This window comes from Micromonospora sp. CNB394 (assembly GCF_000374985.1).
Classification (GTDB): domain Bacteria; phylum Actinomycetota; class Actinomycetes; order Mycobacteriales; family Micromonosporaceae; genus Micromonospora; species Micromonospora marina.
The window spans coordinates 236,505-260,264 of record NZ_KB895826.1 but is presented as its reverse complement, the minus strand read 5'-3'; the positions used below and the strand labels follow the sequence as shown (position 1 = coordinate 260,264).

Annotated in this window: 18 protein-coding genes; 5 read left to right on the top strand and 13 right to left on the bottom strand. The window is 74.2% G+C overall.

The window, feature by feature from the left end; genetic code table 11:
- Positions 1-8: 8 nt before the first annotated feature.
- Positions 9-1,262, bottom strand: a complete 1,254-nt coding sequence (locus C569_RS0105175) for an MFS transporter (RefSeq protein ID WP_018784735.1) — start codon at positions 1,260-1,262, stop codon at positions 9-11.
- A gap of 203 nt (positions 1,263-1,465) precedes the next feature.
- On the opposite strand from C569_RS0105175, the gene C569_RS0105170 reads away from it, so the two are divergent.
- The 3 genes from C569_RS0105170 to C569_RS0105160 all read left to right on the top strand — a co-directional run bounded on the left by C569_RS0105170 (position 1,466) and on the right by C569_RS0105160 (position 3,224).
- A complete protein-coding gene (locus tag C569_RS0105170; protein WP_018784734.1) occupies positions 1,466-2,446 on the top strand; it encodes a helix-turn-helix transcriptional regulator in 981 nt (326 codons plus the stop codon).
- 71 nt (positions 2,447-2,517) lie between these two features.
- The gene (locus tag C569_RS0105165) at positions 2,518-2,757 is read left to right on the top strand and encodes a DUF397 domain-containing protein (protein ID WP_013288410.1); all 240 of its coding nucleotides are present in this window, start codon (positions 2,518-2,520) and stop codon (positions 2,755-2,757) included.
- 197 nt (positions 2,758-2,954) lie between these two features.
- The gene (locus C569_RS0105160; protein ID WP_018784733.1) at positions 2,955-3,224 is read left to right on the top strand and encodes a hypothetical protein; all 270 of its coding nucleotides are present in this window, start codon (positions 2,955-2,957) and stop codon (positions 3,222-3,224) included.
- A gap of 101 nt (positions 3,225-3,325) precedes the next feature.
- Here C569_RS0105160 and nudC read toward each other — a convergent pair whose 3' ends face one another.
- The 10 genes from nudC to C569_RS0105115 form a co-directional block, all read right to left on the bottom strand.
- A complete protein-coding gene (gene nudC / locus C569_RS0105155) occupies positions 3,326-4,273 on the bottom strand; it encodes an NAD(+) diphosphatase (RefSeq protein ID WP_018784732.1) in 948 nt (315 codons plus the stop codon).
- Positions 4,270-5,610, bottom strand: a complete 1,341-nt coding sequence (locus tag C569_RS0105150; RefSeq protein ID WP_018784731.1) for a pitrilysin family protein — start codon at positions 5,608-5,610, stop codon at positions 4,270-4,272. The genes nudC and C569_RS0105150 overlap by 4 nt, the downstream gene beginning before the upstream one ends.
- The gene (locus C569_RS0105145) at positions 5,607-6,917 is read right to left on the bottom strand and encodes a pitrilysin family protein (RefSeq protein ID WP_018784730.1); all 1,311 of its coding nucleotides are present in this window, start codon (positions 6,915-6,917) and stop codon (positions 5,607-5,609) included. The genes C569_RS0105150 and C569_RS0105145 overlap by 4 nt, the downstream gene beginning before the upstream one ends.
- A gap of 10 nt (positions 6,918-6,927) precedes the next feature.
- Entirely contained in the window at positions 6,928-7,206 is a 279-nt protein-coding gene (locus tag C569_RS34095) for a hypothetical protein (protein ID WP_231394718.1), read from the bottom strand.
- A gap of 141 nt (positions 7,207-7,347) precedes the next feature.
- Positions 7,348-8,601 (bottom strand): DEAD/DEAH box helicase, encoded by a 1,254-nt coding sequence (locus C569_RS0105140; RefSeq protein ID WP_018784729.1) that lies wholly within the window; start codon positions 8,599-8,601, stop codon positions 7,348-7,350.
- 179 nt (positions 8,602-8,780) lie between these two features.
- Positions 8,781-8,984 (bottom strand): cold-shock protein, encoded by a 204-nt coding sequence (locus C569_RS0105135; RefSeq protein ID WP_013288421.1) that lies wholly within the window; start codon positions 8,982-8,984, stop codon positions 8,781-8,783.
- A 204-nt stretch (positions 8,985-9,188) separates the two neighbouring features.
- The gene (locus C569_RS0105130; protein WP_018784727.1) at positions 9,189-12,587 is read right to left on the bottom strand and encodes an ATP-dependent helicase; all 3,399 of its coding nucleotides are present in this window, start codon (positions 12,585-12,587) and stop codon (positions 9,189-9,191) included.
- Positions 12,584-16,105, bottom strand: a complete 3,522-nt coding sequence (locus C569_RS0105125; protein ID WP_196806679.1) for an ATP-dependent DNA helicase — start codon at positions 16,103-16,105, stop codon at positions 12,584-12,586. Before C569_RS0105125 ends, C569_RS0105130 begins: the two co-directional genes overlap by 4 nt.
- Positions 16,106-16,291: 186 nt before the next feature.
- Positions 16,292-16,837: a TIGR00730 family Rossman fold protein gene (locus C569_RS0105120; protein ID WP_018784725.1), complete on the bottom strand. Its 546-nt coding sequence runs from the start codon at positions 16,835-16,837 to the stop codon at positions 16,292-16,294.
- A gap of 3 nt (positions 16,838-16,840) precedes the next feature.
- Positions 16,841-17,722 carry a TIGR00730 family Rossman fold protein gene (locus tag C569_RS0105115; protein ID WP_196806676.1) on the bottom strand — a complete coding sequence of 294 codons (882 nt, stop codon included), beginning with the start codon at positions 17,720-17,722 and terminating at the stop codon, positions 16,841-16,843.
- 154 nt (positions 17,723-17,876) lie between these two features.
- Here C569_RS0105115 and C569_RS33600 point away from each other — a divergent pair, with 154 nt between their 5' ends.
- Positions 17,877-18,038, top strand: a complete 162-nt coding sequence (locus C569_RS33600; protein ID WP_167361468.1) for a hypothetical protein — start codon at positions 17,877-17,879, stop codon at positions 18,036-18,038.
- A gap of 48 nt (positions 18,039-18,086) precedes the next feature.
- On the opposite strand, the gene dapE is transcribed toward C569_RS33600, so the two are convergent.
- Positions 18,087-19,160, bottom strand: coding sequence for a succinyl-diaminopimelate desuccinylase (dapE, locus tag C569_RS0105105; protein ID WP_018784722.1), 1,074 nt, complete (start codon positions 19,158-19,160; stop codon positions 18,087-18,089).
- A gap of 103 nt (positions 19,161-19,263) precedes the next feature.
- On the opposite strand from dapE, the gene dapD reads away from it, so the two are divergent.
- Complete coding sequence (gene dapD / locus C569_RS0105100; protein ID WP_026267713.1) at positions 19,264-20,223, top strand: 2,3,4,5-tetrahydropyridine-2,6-dicarboxylate N-succinyltransferase; 960 nt, start codon at positions 19,264-19,266, stop codon at positions 20,221-20,223.
- Positions 20,224-20,281: 58 nt separating this feature from the next.
- Here dapD and C569_RS0105095 read toward each other — a convergent pair whose 3' ends face one another.
- The gene (locus C569_RS0105095; protein WP_018784720.1) at positions 20,282-23,620 is read right to left on the bottom strand and encodes a S8 family serine peptidase; all 3,339 of its coding nucleotides are present in this window, start codon (positions 23,618-23,620) and stop codon (positions 20,282-20,284) included.
- Between the last annotated feature and the right edge of the window lie 140 nt (positions 23,621-23,760).

The window sequence follows — 23,760 nt, the reverse complement described above, 5'->3', positions numbered from 1 at the left end:
GCCGTCGTTCAGGCACCTCCGCGGCTGAGCACCCCGTCGTCGGCGGGCTGGCGGGGTGACGGGATTCGGACCGGCCCGGCGACCGGTGCGCTCAGCCCGCGGCCCCGCCACAGGTAGAGGCCCGCCGCCGTGGTGACGGCCCCCACCAGGGCGAACAGCAGCCGGTAGTCGAACACGCCGACGAGCAGCGCGCCGGTGCCGATGGAGAGCGCCTGTGGCCCGCTGACCAGCGCCTCCGACGCGGCGGTCACCCGGCCCAGCAGCCGCGGCGGCGTCCGCCGCTGGATCAGCGTGTTCAACCCCACCATGGTCAGCGGCAGCGAGAGGCCGGCCAGCAGCAGCGCCACCACCCCGAGCCACAACCGGGGGTACGCCAGCGCCAGCGCGGCGGGCCCGAAGAACGTCACGCCCGCGGCGAGCGCGCCGACCTCGCCGAACCGGCGGACCACGGCGGCCGAGAACAGGCCGCCGACCAGCCCGCCGACGCCCTGCACCATGACCAGCACGCCGACGAACGCGGCGTCGCGGTGCAGGCCGAGATCGACGTACGCGAAGATCAGCGACTCGGTGAAGCCCATCACCAGCGAGCCGAGCCCGTATCCGAGCAGCGCCCGGCGCAGCGCCGGCTCGCCGGTCAGGTGCCGCAGCCCCGCGCCCAGTTCGGACGGCCCGCGACGACCCGGCCGGGACGATGTGCCCTCCCGCACGTGCAGCCGCCCGACCACCGCCGCCGCGACGAGGAAGCCGGTCATGGCCAGCAGGACCAGCAGCCAGCCGCCGACGGCGGCGTAGACACCGGCTCCGGCCAGCGGCCCGATCAGCCGCAGCCCCTGCCGGACGGTCTGGAGCACCCCGTTCGCGTCGGCGAGCAGGTCGGGCGGAACCAGATGCCGGATCAGTCCGTTGAGCACCGCGGTGAGGGTGATGTACGAGAGCCCGTAGAGCGCGGCGACCACGTAGATCACCCAGACGTCGGACCGGTCCCGGACCGTGAGCAGTGGGCCGAGCAGGACGGCCGCGACCAGGTTGGCGGCGATGAAGAACGGCCGCCTGCGGTAGCGGTCGACCACCCAGCCGACCAGCGGGGCGAGGGCCATCGGCGCGATGACCGCGAAGATGGTCGCCCCGGCCATGCTGTCCGAACCGGTCAGATCCTTGACCCAGACAGCCAGGGCGAGCAACAGGACCGACTCCGCCGCCATGCTCGCGACGAGCGCGGCGAACAGGAGACGGAAGTCGGGGCGGCGCAGGACGGTGCGCATCGGGTTCCCTCCGGCGGGGTGCGCCACCAGGGCGCGTCGGGGGCGGGCGCTGGTGAAGACACCCTCCACGGTCCTCTTTTTGTCTCGTGACACGCCCGTGCCGGAACCTCCGGCGCCGGTCGCGCCGTCCATACTGACCGTGGGGGGCGAATTTCATACAGTTACCGTCGCGTCAAGCGGCGGTCGACGGGAAAGAGGACGCCGTGCCTCCTGCCGTACCAGGCCCGATTCTGCGCCGCCGCCGACTCGGCACCGAGCTGCGTCGGCTCCGCGAACAGGCCGGTCTGACCGGTGACCAGGTCATCGAGCGGATCGGCTGGGCCTCCGCATCCAAGTTGTCCCGTCTGGAGAACGGCCGCAGCCGTCCCGACCCGGACGACGTGGACGTGTTGCTGACGCTCTACGGCGCCGACGAGGAGCAGCGCGCGGAGCTGACCGGGATCACCCACGAGGCCGGCGACATGCGCGGCTGGCTGCGCAACTTCCCGGTGATGACCCAGCAGCAGCGCGCCTTCGCCGAGCTTGAGGCCGGTTGCGCGGAGATCTCCGAGTACAACCCGGTGCTGGTGCCGGGGCTGTTGCAGACGCCCGGGTACGCCCGGCACCGGATCATGTCCGCCGCGCAGGTCGCCGCCGAGGCCGGCGACCCGGAGACCGAGGATCCCGAGACCGAGGTACGCGCGCGGCAGGCCCGCCAGTCGCTGCTGACCCGCTCCCCCGAGGTGCCCCGCTACACGGCGGTGCTGGAGGAGGCGGCGCTCGGCCGCCGTGCCGGCCCGCCGGAGGTCCTGCACGAGCAGCTCGTCCACCTGTGCGAGATGGCGCTGCTGCCGAACGTGACGCTGCGTCTGCTGCTGCGGGACACCCGGGTCGGTGACTGGTACCTGCCGCCGACCGCGTTCTCGGTCTACCGGTTCGCCGATCCCCTCGATCCGGAGACACTCGCCATCGACTGTGGGTTCACCGACGTCATGTCGACCGAGGCAAACACCCTAAATCGCTATAAAGTGGTGTTCGAGTGGCTATGCTCGTCGGCGCTCTCCGCATCGGACACCCTCTCCTGGTTGATCGAGGCGACGGGACGGCCGACCGGCACGGCAGTCGAGTCCACGGTGGCGTACGGGCCGGCAACGGCGCCGACCCAACGTCGCCGGGACTCGGGGCGCCTCACCACGGAACGGTGAACCGGCACGGACACCGCCCGCGCTCCGGCGTCGCTCGGTCCCATCGGAGCACCTCACCAGGAGCAAGCACCATGAACGAGATCCACACCAGCACGACCGCCCGCTCGGGACGGCTCGCCGGCGCCGCCTGGCGCAAGAGCACCCGCAGCCAGACCTCCAACTGCGTGGAGGTCGCGCCGCTCGGCTCCGGGCCGGCCACAGTGGCGCTGCGGGACAGCAAGGACCCGAGCGGACCGGTCCTGCTGTTCGACCGGGCCGGGTGGCTCGGCTTCCTCGCCGGCACGAAGAGCGGTCAGTTCGATCTGGACTGATCCGGCGAACCACGGGAGGGCCGTCGGCGCGAGCCGGCGGCCCTCCGCGCGTCCAGCCCCGACAACGGCGCTGACCTGGGATCCCCCGTTCGGTCGAGCTGGCGCGTTCCCCTTGCCGGGCGGACACATCGGCGTAACATGACGCGGGAGTGACGTGGAAGTTCCAGCGTGTAACCGCCGATTGTCCGGGGGACACCATGCGGTTCCTGATCGTCCGCACCGAGATCCGCACCGTCGCCGACGCCGACATCGCCGCCGCCTGGGCCGGCGGGGGCCGCCTGCGGGACGAGACGTGCACGCCGGAACCCCGCCGCCAGGTCGTCCACGCCGAGGACCGGGACGCCGCACTCCTGCTCGCCCGCGCACTGTCAGCAGTCGGTGCGGTGCGCGCGGGCCGGCACCGGGTCAAGGTGCTGCCGATCGAGGAACCCGCCCCCGGCCACCCGTACCGCTGGGACGGCGGATGACCGGACGCTGACGTCCGTCGTGGCCGGACCGGCCTCGCCAGTTCGGCGAGGTGGCTGTGTCCCACCGGCGGAGACGACGGCAACCCGGCGGCGACGGACGGTCAGCAGTGGCCGTCGAGCCAGCGGTGCACCAGGAACAACGCGATTGAGGACGGCGTGGGCAGGACCAGCCGGTCTCCCCCGCCCACCGGCACCGGCTCGTCCGCGAGCGCCGCACCGACCTCCCGGCGGGTGAACCAGCGCGCGTGCGCGATCTCGGCCAGGTCGACCCGGATCGGCGCGTCCGCGTCGGCGCGGGCCAGGAAGCCGAGCATCAGCGAGCCGGGGAACGGCCAGGGCTGGCTGCCCACGTACGCGATCTCCTCGACCGGGACGCCCACCTCCTCGCGGACCTCGCGCAGCACGGCGGCCTCGGCCGACTCGCCCGGCTCGACGTATCCGGCCAGGCAGGAGTAGCGACGCCGGCCCGGGGTGCGCGGCCAGGCCGCGTTGTTGCCGAGCAGGCAGCGGCCCTCCGGGCCGTCCACCCCGTCGTGCACCAGCACGATCATGGCCGGATCGGTACGCGGCCAGACCCGCCCGCCGTCCGGGTCGATCCGCGACCAGCCGGCCTCGTCGACGCTCGTCGGCTTGCCGGTCGTCGACGAGAACCCGTGCCGCAGGTGCCAGTTGAGCAGCGCCAACGCGGTGGTGAACAGGCCCGCGTCCCGGTCGGTCATCAGGTGGCCGACCTCGCGCAGGTGGACCGGGCGGGTGTCCGGCAGCGCCGGCAGCGGCCCGTCCACCGCGAACACCGGTACGCCGTCCGGCTCGACGCCGAGGAACATCGGTACCGACCGGGGCACCTCGGCCAGCTCACCGGGGCCGACCAGGACCAGCTCCGGCGGGGTCGCCGCGCCCCGGACCAGCGCCCGTCCCTCGGCCGCGGAGTCCAGCACCAGCACCCGGGCCCGCTCCCACGCCTCGGTCAGCCAGCCCGGATCGGTACGCCGGTGCGCGGCCCGGTCGAGCGTCGACCGGGCCAGCGGCGGGGCGGACTCGCCGCTCATGCCGGTTCCGTACGCACCGGTGTCAGCGTGGCGAGCGAGTCGGCCACCCGCTCGGCGTCGCCGAGCACGACGGTGACCGCGCGGGCCGGGGCCAGGTAGCGGGCGGCCACCTCGGCCACGTCGTCCACTGTCGCGGCGGCCAGCCGGGCGGCGTGCTCGGCGAGGAAGTCCAGCCGCAGCCCGTTGCCGGCGTACGCGCTGGTCAGCGACGCGAGGCCGGCCTGGGTGGACATGCCGAGCTGAAGGGTGCCGAGGGCGTACTGGCGGGCCTGCTCCAACTCCTCCGGCTTCGGCGGCACCGTGGCCAGGCGGCCCAGCTCGTAGGTCGTCTCCACCAGCGCCGCCGCTGTCACCTCGGTGGCCACCTCGGCGCCGGCGACGAGCAGCGAACCGGCCACCGAGTGCTCCACGAGCGAGTGCGGCCCGTACGTGTAGCCCTTGTCCTCGCGGATGTTCTCCACCCAGCGGGAGGAGAAGTAGCCGCCGAAGATCAGGTTGGCGAGCTGCAGGGCGGCGTGGTCCGGGTGGGTGCGCGGCACCGCTGGGAGCGCGAGGCGTACCGAGGACTGCACCGAGCCGGGACGGTCGACGAGCAGCAGCGGCCCGGGTTCCAGCGGCGGCGCGGGGGGCACCTCGGCGACGTGGCCGTCACCGCGCCACCCGGACAGCGCCTGCTCGGCCGCGTCCAGCGCCCGGTCCGGCGCGACGTCCCCGACGAGCACCAGCACCGCGCCGGCCGGATGCACCCGCTCGGTGTGCAGCCGGCGCAACGGGGCCGGGCGGACGGCCCGGACCTGGTCCGGGTCGGGCGTCTGCTCCGCGTACGGGTGCCGGCCGTACACCCGCTTGAGCAGCGCGGTGCGGGCCAGGTGGGACGGCTGGCTCTGGGCGACCTGGATGCGGTCGACCAGCCGCTCCCGTTCGGTCTCCACCCAGTCGGCCGGGTAGGAGGCCCCGGTGAGCACCTCGGCGAGCAGTTCCAGCATCCGGTCCAGACCGGTGACCAGGCCCGCGCCGGAGAGCATCAGCCGGTCCGGGTCGAGACCGGCGGTCAGCCCGCCGCCGACCTTCTGCAACTCGGCCGCCAGCTCGGTGGCGCTGTGCGCCTCGGTGCCGGAGAGCATGGTCTGCGCCAGCATCGCGCCGCGGGCCAGGTGGGTGCGCCCGAACGGCATCCACAGCCGCAGCTCGACCAGCGGTACTGCGGACCGGCGTACCGCGATCACGGTGAGACCGTTGCCGAGCGTGCGCTCGGCCTGCTTGGGCACCTTGAGGCGGCGGTTCGGGCCGAGTGCCGGCAGCGGCCGCACAGCGGCGGTGGTCGTACCCGTGCTCATCGGGCTCCTCCGGCAACGACCTCGACTGACGCGCGGCGCTCGGGCCGCAGGGTGGTGGCGGCGGCGCGGACCTGTTCCTCGGTCACCTCGCCGACCAGCCGGGGCAGGTCGTTGAGCAGGCCGGGTTCGCCGCGTTGCTGTTCCAGCACCGCCATCCGCAGCGCGCGGCCGAGTACCGCGTCCGTGTCACGCAGCAGGTGGGTGGCCATCCGGGCCTGGGTACGCGCCAGCTCCCCCTCGGTCAGCCCGTCGGTGACCAGCCGGTCCAGTTCCTCGTCGATCGTGCGCAGCACCTTGTCCACGTCACCGCCGGGCGGCAGGTGCGCCTGGAGCAGCAGTGCGGTGGGGTCGCGCACGTCGAACGGGTCGCCCATGAAGCCGACGTACCCGCCGAGGCCGGTGACCGACCGGTCGCGCTGCACCAGCCGCTCGACCAGCCGGGAGGCGTCGCCGTCGGTGAGCACCTCGGCCAGCACCACGTACGGCAGGTAAGCGGCGAAGTCGCCGATCGGGTCGGGCACCCGCCACGCGCCGGCCACCGCCGGGAGCGGGGCCAGCGCGTCGGTGTACGTGCTGCGCCGTTCGGCGGTCAGGTCGGGCTCGGCGAAGTCGGGCCGCTGCGGGGCGGGCCGGGCCGGCACGTCCCCGAAGTGCCGCTCGATGAGCGTGGTCGCCTCGGCCACGTCGATGTCGCCGCTGACCGCGAGCACCGCGTTGCCGCTGGCGTAGTAGCGGCGGAAGAAGTCAGCGGCGTCGGACACGGTGGCCGACTCCAGATCGACGAAGGAGCCGTAGCCGTCGTGCGCGTTGGGGAAGGTGTCGAACATCACCGGGGGTAGCGTCAGCCAGGGGAACCCGCCGTACGGCCGGTTCAGCACGTTGACCCGGATCTCCTCCTTCACCACGTCCACCTGGTTGCGCAGGTTCTCCTCGGTCAGCCGGGGGCCGCGCATCCGGTCGGCCTCCAGGAACAGCGCCCGTTCCAGTGCGTTGGCGGGCAGCGTCTCGAAGTAGTCGGTGTAGTCCAGGTGGGTGGAGCCGTTGAACGTCCCGCCCGCGCCCTGGACGTGCCGGAAGTGGGCCAGCTTCTCCAGGTTCTCCGAGCCCTGGAACATCAGGTGCTCGAAGAGGTGGGCGAACCCGGTGCGTCCCTCCGGCTCGGAGCGGATACCGACGTCGTAGACCACCGCCACCCCGATGACCGGGGCGCTGCGGTCCGGCGTGAGCACCACGCGCAGGCCGTTGTCGAGGGTGAACCGTTCGACCGGGTACTTCGTCGCTGGGATCTTCGCTCTACGCGTCGGCACGAGATCGACACTAGCGCCTCGGTACCGGCTCTACCGCCGGTGTGCCCTGGCCGAACGGTCGACCGAACACTGCGGATTGGACATTCGACGAGAGGGCTTCCCCTGCGCCGCTGTGCTCGGCGCTCGTGCCCGGGGTGAAGCTTCGGGTGGCGCCACGGCCCTGCGGGCCGTCGTAGGAGGGTTGCCAGGGCCCGAACGCGGCCACCGCGGCGAGGGCCAGGCCGGCTCCCGCCACCGCGAGCACCAGCACCACTTCCCGCGCTCCGCTCGATCCGGCGTCCCGCGCCATGACCGCTCCCTCCGCGTCCGGCCGACCCCCCGACCGGTCTCCCGAGCAGCAGCATCGCGGTCGGGTTCCGGTCGCGCAGTCGGGCAGCCGACCGAAAGTCGACTGATTCCCGACTCAGGACCGGGCGGACGCGGGGCACGGTCAGCGGCGGCGCGGGCGCCGGCGAGGACGGGTTCCCGGAGCGGGGTGCGCGGCAGCGGGCGCGGTGATGGTCACCGGCACGCCGGACGGCTCCCGCGCACCGGTGAGCCGGCTCAGTTCACTGTCGCCGGGGCGTACCCGCGTGGTCTTGGGGTTGATGCCCGCGGTGCTCATCAGCCGGGCGACGTCGCGGCGCTGGTCCGGCAGGACGAGCGTCACCACAGTGCCCGACTCGCCGGCCCGCGCGGTCCGGCCGCCCCGGTGCAGGTAGTCCTTGGCCTCGGTGGGCGGGTCGGCGTTGACGACCAGGTCCAGCCCGTCCACGTGGATGCCCCGGGCCGCCACGTCGGTCGCCACCAGCGCGGTGACCTGGCCGGTGCGGAACTGTTCCAGGATGCGGGTGCGCTGCGGCTGCGACTTGCCGCCGTGCAGCGCCGCCGCGCGTACGCCCTTGGCGAGCAACTGGCGGGCCACCCGGTCGGCGCGGTGCTTGGTGGCGATGAACACGATGGTGCGGCCCTCGCGGGCGGCGATATGCGCCAGCGCGGCCGGCTTGTCCTCCGCGTCGAGGTGCAGCACGTGGTGCGTCATCGCGGTGACGGTGGCGGTGCCCGGGTCGACCGAGTGCGTCACCGGGTCGGCCAGGAAACGGCGGACCAGCCGGTCCACCCCCCGGTCCAGGGTGGCCGAGAACAGCATCCGCTGCCCGCCCGGCGCGACCTGCTCCAGCAGCTTGGTCACCTGCGGCAGGAAGCCCATGTCGGCCATCTGGTCCGCCTCGTCGAGCACGGTGATGGCCACCTGGTCCAGCCGGGCGTCTCCCCTGTCGATCAGGTCGTGCAGCCGGCCCGGCGTGGCCACCAGCACCTCGGCGCCGGCACGCAACGCGGCCGCCTGCCGGGTCAGCGAGAGCCCGCCGACCACAGTGGCGCAGCGCAGGCCGAGCACGGCGGCGTACGGAGCGAGCGCGTCGGTCACCTGCGCGGCCAGTTCCCGGGTCGGCACGAGCACCAGCGCCAGCGGGCGGCCCGGGCGGGCCCGGCGGCCGGCCGTACGGTGCAGCAGCGGCAACCCGAACGCGAGCGTCTTGCCGGAGCCGGTCCGGCCCCGGCCGAGCACGTCCCGGCCGGCCAGCGAGTCCGGGATGGTGGCCGCCTGGATCGGGAACGGCGCGGAGATGCCCTGCGCGGCCAGCTCGGAGACGAGCGCCGGAGCCAGGCCGGTGGCGGCGAACGTGGGCAGGGTCGTGGTCATGCGGAAAGCCTTCCTCGACGCGGCACGTGTCGAGGAAGGGCGCCGGACAGCGGCGCGTCACCGGTGGTCACCGGTGGTCACAAGCACGAACCGAAAGGGACGGGCCGGCCCGGCAGAGGCGGGCCGGCCCGTGCACCACGCCCGAAGGGGCGCGATGGTGGTGCTGGTTGATCCGAAGATCAGAGCGGACGGATGTTCTCCGCCTGCGGGCCCTTCTGGCCCTGGGTCACCTCGAACTCGACCCGCTGGTTCTCGTCCAGGCTCCGGTAGCCGGAGGTCTGGATCGCCGAGAAGTGGGCGAAGACGTCGGCGCCGCCGTCGTCCGGGGTGATGAAGCCGAAGCCCTTGTCAGCGTTGAACCACTTGACGGTGCCAATTGCCATGTGTTTCGTCTCCTTGACGGAACGGTCGGCCCGCACGTGTTGCGGGCCGGAGAGGAGCACCCCGCGCGTGGAATACGCGGCGTGCCTGTCGCTGCTGGTCGCCCCGCCCGGAGAACTCCGGACACAACAAAGAGCGCCTGGGGCCACAATCCGCCAGGCGCACACAGAGTCTCTGGAAACCAAAACTGCAACCCCGTCAACGTATCACGGATTCGTGCGCTGCGGGAGATCCCCCGGGATTTCCGGCACGGCGGCCACCAACGCGGCCAGCCCTTCGGCGTCGAGCAGGTCGGCCGGGCGGACCGTGGCGGAGTCCCGCACGTAGTGGAACGCGGCACCGACCCGGTCCACCGGCACCCCGGCCAGCTCCGCCCAGGCCAGCCGGTACATCGCCAGCTGCACCGCCGCCGCGTCGGCCTCCCGGCCGGCCGGCTGCCGACCGGTCTTCCAGTCGACCACGTCGTAGCGCCCACCCGGGCGGGCGAACACGGCGTCCATCCGGCCCCTGACCACCACCCCGGCGACGACGGTGGCGAACGGCACCTCCACCTCCACCGGCACCCGGTCGGCCCACTCGCTGGCGAGGAACCGCTCCTGCAACTCGGCCAGCGCCTCGTCCGGGGCCGCGTCCTCGTCCGCCGCGCCGGGCAGCTCGTCCACGTCGAGCAGCCGGTCGGCGCCGAAGCGCTGCTCCAGCCAGGCGTGGAACGCGGTGCCCCGCCGGGCGTATGGGTTCGGTTCCGTCGGCATCGGGCGGCGCAGCGTCCGGGCCAGCGCCTCCGGGTCGCGGCGCAACGCCACCAGCTGGGTCACCGAGAGCTGGCCGGGTAGTTCGACCTCGACCGCCTCGGCCTGCCGGGCCAGCTCCGCCCGCTCGGCGAGCAGCAGATCGGCCTCGCGCCGCCAGCGGGCCACAGCGGCGTCCTCCCCGGTCGTGGCGAGCACTGCCGCCTCGCGCCGGGCCGCCTCCGGGTCGGCCAGGAAGCGGCGGACCAGCGCCGCCGCCTCGGTCAGCGCCGGACGGCGGGCGCCCAGCGGGTCGGCCGGCCACTCGGCCCGCAGCACCGTCTCGGTGGTCGGATTCGCCGCGTCCCCGGCCGGCTCGGGCGTCCATGCGTCCACCACGTGCCCGTCCGCACCCGCCAGGCAGGCGTCGTGCACCTCCCGCAGGAACACCGACGGGCCGCGGAACCGCTTGGTCCCCTCCCCCCACCAGTAGCCGGAGCAGAGCAGCAACCGGCGGGGGCGGGTCACCGCCACGTACGCCAGCCGGCGCTCCTCCCGCTCGTCGTGCGCCCGCCAGGCGTCGGTGAAGTCGGTCAGCGCCCGGGCCACGCCGCGCTGGTCCTCCGCCTCCGGCAGGGCCAGGTCGGGCAGCCCGTCCGCGTCGCCGCGCAACGGGAACGGCAGCACACCCAGGCCGCCCAGCCAGTGGTCGGAGTTGCGGACCGGCCCCGGCCAGACGCCCCGGGTCATCCCGGCCACCGCCACCACGTCCCACTCCAGGCCCTTCGCGGCGTGCGCGGTGAGCACCTGCACCGCGCCGGCCACCACCTCGACCTCGCCGGGCGCCAGCCCGCGCTCCTCGTCCTCGGCGGCGGCCAGGTAGGCGAGGAAACCGGCCAGCGTGGCGCCGGGTGTCTCGCCGCTGAACCGGGCCGCCACGTCGCCGAGCGCGTCCAGGTGGGCGCGGGCCAGTCCGGCGTCGCCCGCGCCGTCCCGCCCGGCCCGGACCGCCACCTCGACGTCGAGGCCGATGGTCCGCTCGATGTCCGCGATGAGTTCCGGCAGCGACTGGTCCAGCCGGTAGCGCAGCAGCGCCAGCTCCATCCCGTACGAGCGCAGCCGGGCGTAGCCCTCGGCCGAGTACGCCTGCGCGGGCCCCAGGTCCGCCAGTGCCTCGACCAGCGTGGCCTCGTCCAGCGCGTCCACGGTGATCTCCGGGCCCTCGTCGCCCGTGAACTCGCGGCGGCTGCGGGCGATGGCGCGGGCGCGGCGGTGCAGGGCGACCAGGTCACGCGGGCCGATCCGCCAGCGCGCACCGGTGAGCAGCCGCAGCAGCGCCGCCCCGTCCGCCGGGTCGGCGAGCACGCGCAGCGTGCACACCACGTCCCGTACCTCCGGGGTGTCCAGCAGCCCACCCAGGCCGACCACGTCGACCGGCAGCCCGCGGGCACGCAGCGCCGCCTCGATCGCCGGGATCTGGCTGCGCAGCCGCACCAGCACCGCAGTGGTCGGGCGGCGGTCGGCCGGGATGTGCTCGGGCAGCGCACCCGGCGACCCGGCCGCGCCCCGCCACGCCGCCAGCACGCTGTCCGCGATCCAGTCGGCCTCGTCGGCGTACGTCTGGAGCAGCGCGCAGTGCACAGTGCCGCCGGCCTGCCCGCCCGGCGTGCGGTGCGGGATCGGGTCGCGGACGCTGAGCGCGGCGTGCAGTTCCGGCACCCGCGCGCCGGCCGCCCGCAGCGGCACCGACAGCGTGTTCGCCACGCCGAGGATCTCCGGCCGGTTACGCCAGCTCGTGGTCAGGCTGAGTACGTCGGCGGGGCTGCCGTCGGTGCGGGCGAACTCGGCCGGGAACCGGTCGAGCGTGCCGGCGCTGGCCCCGCGCCAGCCGTAGATGGACTGGCACGGGTCACCCACGGCGGTGACCGGGTGGCCGCCGCCGAACAGCGCGTTGAGCAGCACCACCTGGGCGTGGCTGGTGTCCTGGTATTCGTCGAGCAGCACCACCCGGAACCGGTCCCGCTCGATCACGCCGACGCCGGGGTGGTCCCGCGCCACCCGGGCCGCGCGGGCGAGCTGGTCGGCGAAGTCCATCGCCTCGAAGTCGTCCTTGCGCCGGGCGTACGCGCGCACCAGCGGCAGCAGCTTCAGCCGGGTCCGCTGGAGCTGGAGCGCCTTGCGGACGTCGGCGTAGACGCGGCCCGGCCGGGACTGCACGTCGGCGAAGAACCGACCAGTCCAGGCCGCCAGCTCGTCCGGGTCGACCAGGTGCTCGTCCAGCTCACCGGCGAGCGCCAGGACGGCGTCGGTGATGGTCGACGGCATCCGGTCCACCTCGGACATGTCGCCGTCGTAGTTGCGCACCAGCAGGTCGACCAGTTGCCAGCGGGACGCCTCGGTGAGCAGCCGGGTGGTCGGCTCGTACCCGGCGCGCAACCCGTGCTCGGTGACGATCCGCCCGGCGTACGAGTGGTACGTGGACACGGTCGGCTCGCCCGCCAGCGGGTCGTCGTGCGGATCCCGCCCCGGCCTGCCGAGCCGCCGGATGAGCTGGTCGAGCCGGGTCCGGACCCGGTGTGCCAGCTCACCCGCCGCCTTGCGGGTGAAGGTGAGGCCGAGGATGTGCTCGGGCCGCACGTAGGAGTTGGCGACCAGCCACACCACCCGCGCGGCCATCGTCTCGGTCTTGCCCGAGCCGGCGCCCGCGACCACCAGCAGCGGCTCCACCGGCGCGGCGATGATCGCGGCCTGCTCCCGGGTCGGTGCCGGCAGCCGCAGCAGCCGGGCCAGCTCGACCGGCGTGTAGCGGGGCCCGGCGTCGGCGGTGCGCGGCGCGGGCGTGGCGGAGGCGCCGAACAGCGCCGGCTGAACGCTCATGACTCTTCCGGTGGGGCTTCGACCACCTGGCGGCCCTGGCCGGAGACCGGGCAGCTGGTGCGTACCGGGCAGACCCGGCACTTGGAGTTGGCCACGGCGGCGAACGTCGAGGCGGCCATCGTGTCGGCGGTACGGCGCACCAGCGCGGTGGCCCACCCCGCCTCCGGGCCCTCCCCGGAAGCCGCCTGGGTCTGCTCCTTGGCGTCGCGCGCACCGGTGCCGAGCTGCACCAGCGCGGCACCGCCCGTCTCCTCGCCGAACTCGGCGAACCCGCCCGCCTCCACCGCCGCCTGGTACGCCCCGAGCTGCGGATGCTCGGCCACCTCCCGCTCGGTGACAGCCGTCGACTTGCCGGTCTTCAGGTCGATCACCACGAGCCGCCCGTCGTCGTCGACCTCCAGCCGGTCGACCCGGCCGGTCAGCTCGATCGGGCGGGACGGGTCGTCGAGGCGGACCGCGAACTCGTGCTCGATCGCGAGCAGCCGGCGCGGGTTGCCGGCCAGCCAGCGCAGCAGCTTGTCCACCATCGCCTCGGCGCGCTGCCGTTCCGGGCCGGCCATCCACCGGGCGGCCAGCTCGATCGCGTCGAACCGGGCGGCCACGTACTCCAGCAACGCCTCCCGGTCGACGCTCGCGTCCTCCGCGAGCATCGCGGCGGCGTGCACCAGGTTGCCCACGCCCTGAGCGGCGCTCGCCGGCGCGCTGCCGCCGTGCCGTTCCAGCAGCCAGCGCAGGCTGCACCGCAACGCGCTCTCCATCGCCGACGGTGTGACCCGCACCGGCTCGCCCTCGTCGACCAGCGGCCGGTCGTCGGACAGGCCACGCAGCCCCCACCAGTCGTCCGGGTGCGCGCCGGGCACCCCGGCGGCGGCCAGCCGCGCCAGCTCACCCGCCGCCGCGTGCCGCCGGGTGATCGGCGTCGCCGGGTCGGTGACGGCGGTACGCAGCTCCGCCACCAGCGCGGACAGGGTGAGCCCACGCGGCGGCAGGGTGACCGGGAGCGCCGCGGGCGGCCCGTCCTGCGGATGCTCGTCCCCGTGCGGCACCGGCCCGTCCGCGGTGCCTCCGCGCGTGGCCGTACCGGTCGGGCCGTTCCCGGGCCGGGCCGGGCCGGTCGGTCCGTTCCCCGTCGGGTTCGGGCCGCCTCCACCGGTGGCGGGTGGGTCGGCGGCGGCCAGCTCGTGCAGGAAGCGGCTCGGCTGCTCCTCGTGGTCGTCCCCGCCGACCGCGGCGGACGCGACGGCGGTGACGAGCAGCCGCCGCCGGGCCCGGCTGATCGCCACGTGGAACAGCCGCCGCTCCTCGTCGAGCAGCGCTGACGTCTGCCCGACCAGGCTGGCCCGCAGCCCGGCGCCGTCGGCGCGACCGGCGAGCACGTCGACGAGCCGCTCCGAGCCGAGCAGGCTGCCGCGCAGGCGCAGGTCCGGCCAGACGCCCTCCTGCACCCCGGCCACCGCGACCAGATCCCACTCCAGCCCCTTGGCGGCGTGCGCGGTGAGCAGGCGTACCGCGTCACCCCGGTCGGCGGCGGCGGCGAGCGTGTCGGCGGGCAGCTCCTGCCCGAGGACGTGGTCGAGGAACACCTCGGTACGCGCGCCGGGCAGCCGGTCGGCGAACCGGGCCGCCGCGTCGAAGAGGACGAGCACGGCGTCCAGGTCACGGTCGGCGGCCTCGGCCCGCCACCGCTGGGCGGTCTCGTGCTCGCCGGTGGCCGCCCGCCCCCGGGTGATCGCCCCGGCCCAGCGTTCGGCCAGCCCGCTCTCCCGCCACACCGCCCAGAGCACGTCCTCGGCCGTGGCGCCGGGCCGGCCGGCCGTCTCCCGGGCGGTCGCGAGCAGGTGCGCCACCGCCTGCGCGGGAGCCGCCCAGCGACGCTCGATGGTGGCCAGTTCCGCCCTGTCGCGCAGTGCCTCCACCAGCAGCTCGCCGGAGGGACGGCGGTCGCCGCCGGCCAGCGCCAGCGCCCGCAGGCCCTGGCGCAGCCGCCGCTCGGCCAGCGGGTCGGCCCCGCCCAGCGGCGAGTGCAGCAACGCGACCGCCGCCTCCTCGTCCAGCCGGTCGGGTTCGAGCGCGCAGCGCAGCAGGAGCAGCAGCGGAGCGACCGCCGGCTGGAGGTGCAACGGCAGGTCCTCGCCGTGCACCACGGTCGGCACACCGGCCGTGTGCAGCGCCCGCCGCAGCGACGGCAGTTGCCGGCCGGTGGAGCGGACCAGCACCGCCATCCGGGACCAGGGCACGCCGTCGAGCAGGTGCGCCTCACGCAACGCGTGCGCCAGCCACGCCGACTCGCTGGTGGCGGACCGGAACGTCCGTACCTCGACAGTTCCCGCGGGCGCCCCGGGAAACGGGCGCAGCCGCCGGTGCGCCGCCGGGCCGCGCAGCCGCCGGGCCAGCCGGGCGGTCGCCGCGAGCAGTTCCGGCCCGGCCCGGTACGAGGTGGTCATCGTGACCTGGGCCGCCGGCGCACCGGAGGCGGTGCGGAACCGGTGCGGGAACGTGGTGACGCCCGCCGGGTCGGCACCGCGGAACGCGTACGTGGACGAGTCCGGGTCGGCGAACGCCACCAGGGACCGCCCGCCCCCGGCCACCACGGCGAGCAGGTCGAGCTGGGCCGGGTCGGTGTCGGCCAGCTCGTCGACGTACACGTGGGCCAGGCGACGGCGCTCGGCGGCGAGCAACTCGGGATCGTCGAGCAGCATGCCGGTGGCGGCACGCACCAGTTCCGCCGGGTCGTACGCGACCGAGCCCCGGTTGCTCACGTCGCGCAGGGCGAGCACGGCGACGTACTCCCGCAGGAAGCGCGCGGCGGCCGGCCAGTCGGTGCGGCCCAGCTTCTCGCCCAGCCGGGCCAGCTCGACCGGGCCGACGCCGCGCTCCGCGGCACGCATCAGCAGGTCGCGGAGCTGCTGGGCGAACGCCCGGGTACGCAGCGCGGGGCGCAGGTCCTCCGGCCAGCCGACCGGGTCGTCGCCGGGTTCCTCCCCCACCACGTCGAGCAGCTCGCGGATGATCAGGTCCTGTTCCGGGCCGGTGAGCAGCCGGGGCGAGGGCTCGCCGCGTTCGGCCGCCGCGCGGCGCAGCAGCCCGAAGGCGTACGCCGGGAACGTACGCACCAGCGGCTCGCGGACCACGCGGTGCCCGTCCCCGGCGATCCGCGCCTCGATCCGGTGGCGCAGTCCGGTGGCACCGCGCCGGCCGAAGGTGAGCACGAGGATCCGCTCCGGGTCGACACCCTCGGCCACGCGGGCGGCGACCGCCTCGACCAGAGTGGACGTCTTCCCGGTGCCCGGTCCACCCACGACGAGCATCGGCCCGTCGGTGTGCGCGACCACCTCGGCCTGCACCGAGTCGGCGTTCGTGCCAGGCTCCGGGTGCGCGGCACCGCCCGCCGACCCCCCGGATCGCGGCTCCGCCTCGGCCGGTCCACCGGACCGGCCCACCCCCTGCCCCGCCCCGGCGTCGTGGGTGACCCCCGCCTCCGCGCCACCGGGCCGGCGCACCAACCGGTACGCCTGCATCACCGACATCCCACCATGCCGGTACGACACCCGGGAACCGACCGCCGTCCGGCCCGTCACCAGCTCACCCGCATGCAGCGCCTAGATCAACACCACCACGGGGAAATGGCCACACCCCACAAGCCCGGACACCACCACCTCCGCGAGATGGTGTCGATCACGCACGGGCGGCCGACCGGGCGCGCGTCACGTGAGGCGGGCGTCGACCAGGTCCAGCGCGGCGGGGACGCCGTCGGCGACCATCAGCAGGTCCAGCGCGGCCGGCTTGAGGAACCGCTGCTCACCGAGCCCGCGGATCCAGTCGAGCAGCGGCCGGTAGAACCCGTCCACGTCGACGATCACCATCGGCTTGGCGTGCAGGGCCAGGGTGGCGGTGGTCCAGACCTCGAACAGCTCGTCCAGCGTGCCGAGCCCGCCGGGCAGCGCCACGAACGCGTCGGACTTCTCGTCCATCAGCGTCTTGCGGCTGGCCAGGCTGTCGGTGACCAGCAGTTCGTCGGAGTCCAGGTCGGCCACTTCCAGGTCGACCAGGGACTGCGGGATGACGCCGACGGTGCGACCGCCGGCCGCCCGCGCGCCCTGCACCACGGCGCCCATCATCCCGACGCAGCCGCCTCCGCTGACCAGCGTATGGCCGCGCCGGGCCAGTTCCTCGCCGGTGTCGGTGGCGAGCGCCAGCCAGCGGGCGTCGAGAGTACGGGAGGACGCGCAGAAGACACAGACGTTGGCCACGGATCAGCTCCGTCCCGCCGGGCCGTCGGGGGCGGCGTCGGCGGCGGCGCGCTGGTCGGCGGCCACCCGGGCGACCGCCTCCTCGCGGACCGCCTCCTGCTCGGCGGAGAGTACGGCCTCGGCCTCCACGATGTGCCGGACCGCCTCGTTGACGTCGTCGGTGAGGCAGATCAGGTCCAGATCGGCCGGGCCGATCTTGCCCTCGGCGGCCATCGTGCCGCGCAGCCAGTCGAGCAGCCCGTGCCAGTAGCCGGTGCCCATCAGCACGACCGGGAAGCGGGTCACCTTGCCGGTCTGCACCAGGGTGAGCGCCTCGAACAGCTCGTCCAGGGTGCCGAAGCCGCCGGGCAGCACCACGAACGCCTGGGCGTACTTGACGAACATGGTCTTGCGGGCGAAGAAGTAGCGGAAGTCGATTGCCAGGTCGACCCAGTCGTTGAGGCCCTGCTCGAACGGCAGCTCGATACCGAGCCCGACGGAGAGGCCGCCGGCCTCACCGGCGCCCCGGTTGGCGGCCTCCATCACGCCGGGGCCACCGCCGGTGATCACGGCGTAACCGGCGCGGGCGAGGGCGCCGCCCAGTTCCTCGGCCATCCGGCACTCCGGGCTGTCCGGCTTGCTCCGGGCGGAGCCGAAGACGCTCACCGCCGGGGGCAGGTCGGCGAGGGTGTCGAAGCCCTCGACGAACTCGGAGAGGATCCGCAGCGCGCGCCAGGCGTCCTTGGTCTTCCAGTCGCTGCGGCCCCGGGAGTCGAGCAGCCGCTGATCCGCCGTACTCGTCGGAATCGCCCGATTGCGCAACGTCACCGCGCCGCGGTGACGCTCCCCCCGGTTCCGCTCCTCCCGCCGGCCGTCCCCGGCAGGCATTTCCCTGCTCTCGCCCATGGGGTCACCGTAGTAGAGGGGCTCCGGCGCGGCGCGCAGGCCCGGAAGCCGGAGAAATCTTTGGATCCGGGCAACTAAATCGGTCGCACGTACGTCTTACTATTCACATACCCGGTATACCCCGGGCGACGCGCCTTCGGGGGAGGAGCCAGCGTTGATCAGTAACAGCGAGATGATCCGGATTCGCCGTCAGATGCAGCGGCGGATCCGCGACGTGGTGGCCGAGCGCCGCCGCGCCCGGATGATGGAGACCCACCGGTCCGACCTGACCGCCGAGACCGGCGAGGCGGACGCACCCCTGACGACGACCGTCTGACGATCCCGGGGCCCGCGAGGCGGGCGCGGGCCCCGCGATCGCAACGCGTCAGGCCGGGGCCAGCCAGCGGTGCAGCGTCGCCGCGCCGTCCCGGATCTTGGTCAGCTCGACGTGCTCGTCCTTGTGGTGCGCCAGGTTCGGGTCACCGGGGCCGAAGTTCAGCGCCGGAATGCCCATGGCCGCGAACCGCGCCACGTCCGTCCAGCCCAGCTTGCCGATCGGTGCGGCACCGACCGCCGCCAGGAACTCCTGCGCCGCCGGGCTCTCCAGTCCGGGCGGCGCACCGGCCGCCGCGTCGGTGACCTCCAGATCGAAGCCGGCGAAGACCTCGCGCAGGTGCGCCTCGGCGCCCGCCGGGTCGCGGTCCGGGGCGTACCGGTAGTTGATCTCGATCTCGCAGCGGTCGGGGACGACGTTGCCGGCGACCCCGCCGGTGATCCGGACCGCGTTGAGACCCTCGCGGTAGTCGCAGCCCTCGATGGTCACCCGGCGGGCCTCGTACGTGGTCAGCCGCCGCAGCACCTCGCTCGCGCCGTGGATGGCGTTCACGCCGTGCCAGGAGCGCGCCGCGTGGGCCCGCTCGCCGTGCGTGGTGACCACCGCCCGCATGGTGCCCTGGCAGCCCGCCTCGACGATCCCGTACGTCGGCTCCAGCAGCACCGCGAAGTCGGCCTCCAGCCACTCGGGGTGGCTCTGCGCGACCAGGGTGAGGCCGTTGTACCTCGACTCGATCTCCTCGGCCTCGTAGAAGAAGTACGTGACGTCGTAGCGCGGGTCGGGCAGCGTCACCGCCAGGTGCAGCGCGAAGGCGACACCGGACTTCATGTCGGAGGTGCCGCAGCCGTACATCAGGTCGCCGCGCATGGTCGAGGGGAAGTTGCCGTTGAGCGGAACGGTGTCCAGGTGGCCGGCGAGCACCACGCGCTGCGCCCGGCCCAGGTCGGTGCGGGCCATGACGGTGTTCGAGTGCCGGTAGGTGGTCAGGTGCGGCACTCCGCGCAGCACCTCCTCGACGCAGTCGGCGATGGCCTTCTCGTTGAGGGATACCGACTCGATGTCGACCAGGGCGCGGGTCAGCGCCACCGGATCGGCCAGGACCTCGGGGGTCAACGGGTTCTGCATGTCTCGCACGGTACCGTCAACCTCGGTGGGCGCGATGAACACGTGCCGCGCCCCCGGACGCGGGCAGCGGCGGACGCCGCCGCCGGAGGAGAAGGGTGACACCGTGACGTCCGCACCATCCGCCTGGGGCATCGGCCTGGCCACCGTCACCGCTCAGGACCAGGTGCTCGACACCTGGTACCCGACCGGCAAGCTGGGTCTGGGCGAGCTGCCGCTGGTGCCCGGCGAGGACCGGGCCGACGTGCTCGACCTGCCTCCGGGCGCGATCGGCGAACGGGCGCTGCCCGGCCTGCGCACGGTCGAGGTGACCACCGTGATCGGCTCGCTGGACGACCCGATCAAGGACGCCTCCGACGCGTACCTGCGGTTGCACCTGCTCTCCCACCGCCTGGTGCGGCCCAACGAGGTGAACCTCGACGGCATCTTCGGCAAGCTGGCCAACGTCGCCTGGACATCGGCCGGGCCGTGCCCGCCGGAACGGGTGGACGAGCTGCGCGTCATCGAGCGGGCCGCCGGGCGCCACCTGTCCGTGTACGGGGTGGACAAGTTCCCCCGGATGACCGACTACGTGGTGCCGTCGGGCGTGCGGATCGCGGACGCGGACCGGGTCCGGCTCGGCGCGTACCTGTCGTCCGGCACCACTGTGATGCACGAGGGCTTCTGCAACTTCAACGCCGGCACGCTGGGCACCTCGATGGTCGAGGGCCGGATCGTGCAGGGCGTGGTGGTCGGCGACGGCTCCGACGTCGGCGCGGGCGCCTCGATCATGGGGACGCTCTCCGGCGGTGGCACGGAGAAGGTGCGCATCGGTGAGCGCAGCCTGGTCGGCGCGAACGCCGGCATCGGCATCTCGCTCGGCGACGACTGCGTGGTCGAGGCGGGCTGCTACGTCACCGCCGGCTCCAAGGTGACGCTGCCGGACGGCCGGACGGTCAAGGCCCGCGAGCTGTCCGGCGTCGACGGGCTGCTGTTCTGGCGCAACTCGGTGACCGGCGCGCTGGAGGCGAAGCCCCGCACCGGCCAGGGCATCGCGCTCAACGCCGCGCTGCACGCGAACGACTGAGCCGTACCCCCGACCGGGTCCGCGACGGCGACGGCCGCGCGGACCCGGACGGGCCGGCTCACCGCAGGCGGTACGCCTGGATGATCCGCTGGGTCACGGTGTTGCCGGCGTCGTCACGGGCGGTGGCCCGCAGCGACGCGTACCCCGGGCCGGCCGGGTGCCGGACGGTGGCCGTCCACCCCCCGCCCTGCTTCTTCAATGCCGCCTTGCGCCAGGTCTTGCCGCCGTCGTAGGAGACGTCGACGGTGAGCGCCACGACCCGGCCGGACGGTGCGCCGGGCTGGCGCTGCACCGTCACCGGCACGGTGAACGTCCGGCCCGCCGGGGCGGAGCTGTCCACCGCCAGCGGCGGCGTGAACCGGACCGCCATGGCCGGGAGCCGGGCCGGCACGTCGCCCGGCACGCGCTTGGAGCGGAACGTCCACGTCGCCGAGACCTCGGTGCTCAGGTCGGTGAAGCCGCGCGTCGCGCTCCTCTCCAGCCGGTAGTTCGCCGTCCCCGGCGGCACCGTGAACTCGCCGTAGCCCGGGTAGGGCGACTCACCGACCAGCTTGCCGTTGCGGTAGAGCCGGGTCTGCTCGGTGTCGTTGAGCGAGCCGCCCGGGTGCCCGGCCGCGTCGCTGTGCACCGGCAGCAAGACCACGAAGGTGTCGCCGATACGGGTGATGCCCTCCTCCGGCCACCGCGGCTGCGGGAACGACGGGCCGAACGGGGCCTTGTTCCACTCGTCGCGGTAGGTGTGCCCGGCCCGGTAGCGAATGGGCACCGACCCCAGCACCGCCCGCGGCTGGAGCCACCCCTGCTCGTCCCGCTCGCCGAAGGACAGTTCGGCGCTCCAGCGGGTCCGGGTGGTGCTGAGGTGGTGGATCCGTTTGCCCGGCACCCGGACGGGCAGGACGATCGCCGAGCCGCCCATGTTGTAGTCGGGCTCCGCGTACACGACCAGTTCGGTGTCCATCCCGGTGTAGCCGGCCGCGAACCGGTTCGCGACGGTGGCCAGGTCGGCCGGCCGGTAGTGCCGGACGAAGCCGGTCGGGAACCGGCCCGGGAACAGCTCGTTCAGGCCGTAGAAGTACGGGCTGCGCTCGGGCGCTGTCGGCTCGGCCCACTGGCTGGCGAGCGAACCGACGAACAGCTTGTCCGAGACCGTGCGGCCGAGCTGGGCGGAGTGGAGACCTTCGAACCTGTCGGTCCAGAGCCCGAAGGTGTTGTAGTAGTCACCGAATCCCCAGGCGGCGGAGAGGTCGATCAGCAGTGGCGCCGCGCCACGCTGCGGCACCGTGGTACGGATCGGCTTCGCCCGCCGGGCGTCCAGCGTGAGCCGCTGGTTCCCGGTCACCACCAGTTCCGGCTGGGCCAGGAAGGAGACCTCCGACCAGCCCTGGTCACCGTCCACGAAGATCAGGCTCTGCACGCCGTACCGGCCCTTCGGTACGCGGATGCGGGCCTCGCCGTCGGCGTCGTACACGTCGCGGTAGCTGACGTCGTCGAGCCCCAGCAGGCTGGTGTAGTAGCCGCCGGTCAGTGCGCCGGAGCGGTCGCGGTGCGTCACCGTGAGGTCGTAGCTCTCCACCTCGCGGTCGACCGCGAGCGGGGTCACCGCCACCGCGTCGCCGGCGCGGGCGACCAGGCGGCCGGTCCAGTAGCCGTCGGCGCCGAGCCGGGTGTCCACCACGACCGTCACCGGGGCGGTGCCGCCCGCCGGGACGGTGAGCCGGGAGGTGCTGAGGGTGAGCATGCCGGCCGGTGCGGTCCGTCCGCCCGGTCCGGTGAACCGGGTGCTCAGGTCCAGCGTGAGCGGGGCGTTCCCGCCGTTGCGGTAGGTGACCGTCCGGCTGATCGGCTGGTCGTCGGTGTGCGGCCAGGTCGCGAGGCCGAACGAGACGGACGCCGGTTCGCTCGTCACCTGCTGGGTGATCGCACGGGCCACGTCGACCCGGCCCGCGCCCTGCTGGAACGCGGTCTGCTCCGGGTGCGGCTTCGCCGACGCCATGAGCGTCGCCTTGTAGCGGGCCGGCGTCCAGCCGGGGTGCTGCTGGGCGAGCAGCGCGACCGCGCCGGCCACGTGCGGGGCGGACATCGACGTGCCGGACAGCGAGGCGTACCGGTCCCCCACCGGGTCGCCGATCTGGCCGTTCGCGGCCCGCGCGGCCACGATCTCCACACCCGGCGCGGTGATGTCCGGCTTGATCGCCCCGTCGCCGGCGCGGGGTCCGCGGCTGGAGAAGTCGGCGAGTTCGTCGTTCCGGTCCACCGCGCCGACCGCGAGGGCTGCGTCGGCGGTGGCCGGCGAGCCGACGGAACCGTCCGCGCCGTCGTTGCCGGCGGAGATCACGAACAGCGTCCCGTACTGCTCGGTGAGCGTCCCGATCGCCTCCTCCAGCGGGTCCACCTCCGGGGTGTCGCCGCCGCCGAGGCTCATGTTGACCACGGTGGCCCGCTGCTCCGCCGCGGCCCACTGCATGCCGGCCAGGATGGCCGAGTCGGTGCAGCCAAAGACCTCGCACACCTTCCCGGACAGCAGCGTGGCGTCCGGCGCCACGCCCCGGTACTTCCCACCGGAGGCGGCGCCGGTGCCGGCGATCGTGGAGGCCACGTGCGTGCCGTGGCCGACGATGTCGTCCGGGTCCGCCTCCTCGGTGAAGTTGCGCGACTGGGCGACCTTGCCGGCCAGGTCCGGGTGGGTGAGGTCGACGCCGGTGTCGAGCACCGCGACCCGCACGCCCTTACCGGTCCAGCCGGCGGCCCACGCGGTCGGCGCTCCGATCTGCGGCACGCTGTGGTCGAGTGTCAGCCGCCGCCGGCCGTCGAGCCAGATCCGGTCGACACCCCCCGCCGCGTCGAGCCGGGCACCGGAGCGGTCCGCGCTCACCGCTTTCCAGAGCGCGCCGGTGTCACCCTTGTCGGCGACGACAGCCGCGCCGGCGATCGCCGGCAGGTCGCGGGTCACCCGCGCGCCGGCGAGCGGGGCCGTCGCCCGCCGGGCTGCTCCCGGCCGGTACGTCACGAGCAGTGGTACGGTGCCGCGGCGCGCGTCGTCGTACCCGGCCTCGATCAGCCCGGTCACGTCGAACAGCCGCCGGTCGAGTCTGCCGGCGCGGACCAGCGGGAGCGCGTCCTGGGGCAGCACGGTGAGCCGGTCACGCTCCCGCCCGACCAGGAACTGGATGCCGGCACGGCCGGTGCCGGGGCGTACCGCGGCACGACCGCCGGGGGCGACGGTGACCCGGTCGCCGGTGATCAGGGTGACGGTGACCGGACCGGCGCCGGTCTGGGCGGACGGGCCGGTGGGCGCGGACGGGCCGGTGGGCGCGGCGGCCGGCGCGGGCACCGGCAGGCCGAGCGCCAGCGCCAGGCCGAGGCCGACCGCCGTCAGCTTTCTGCGGTTCCGGAGCAACCTTCCTCCTTCGTCAGGCGTTTCATCGATGAGAGACACATCGACGCGGATATCAGGATTGCATACCAGGTATGCAACAGGAAGTCGCCGATCCGACGGAACCACCACCCCACTCCCGGGCGGGCCGGGACGATCGAGCG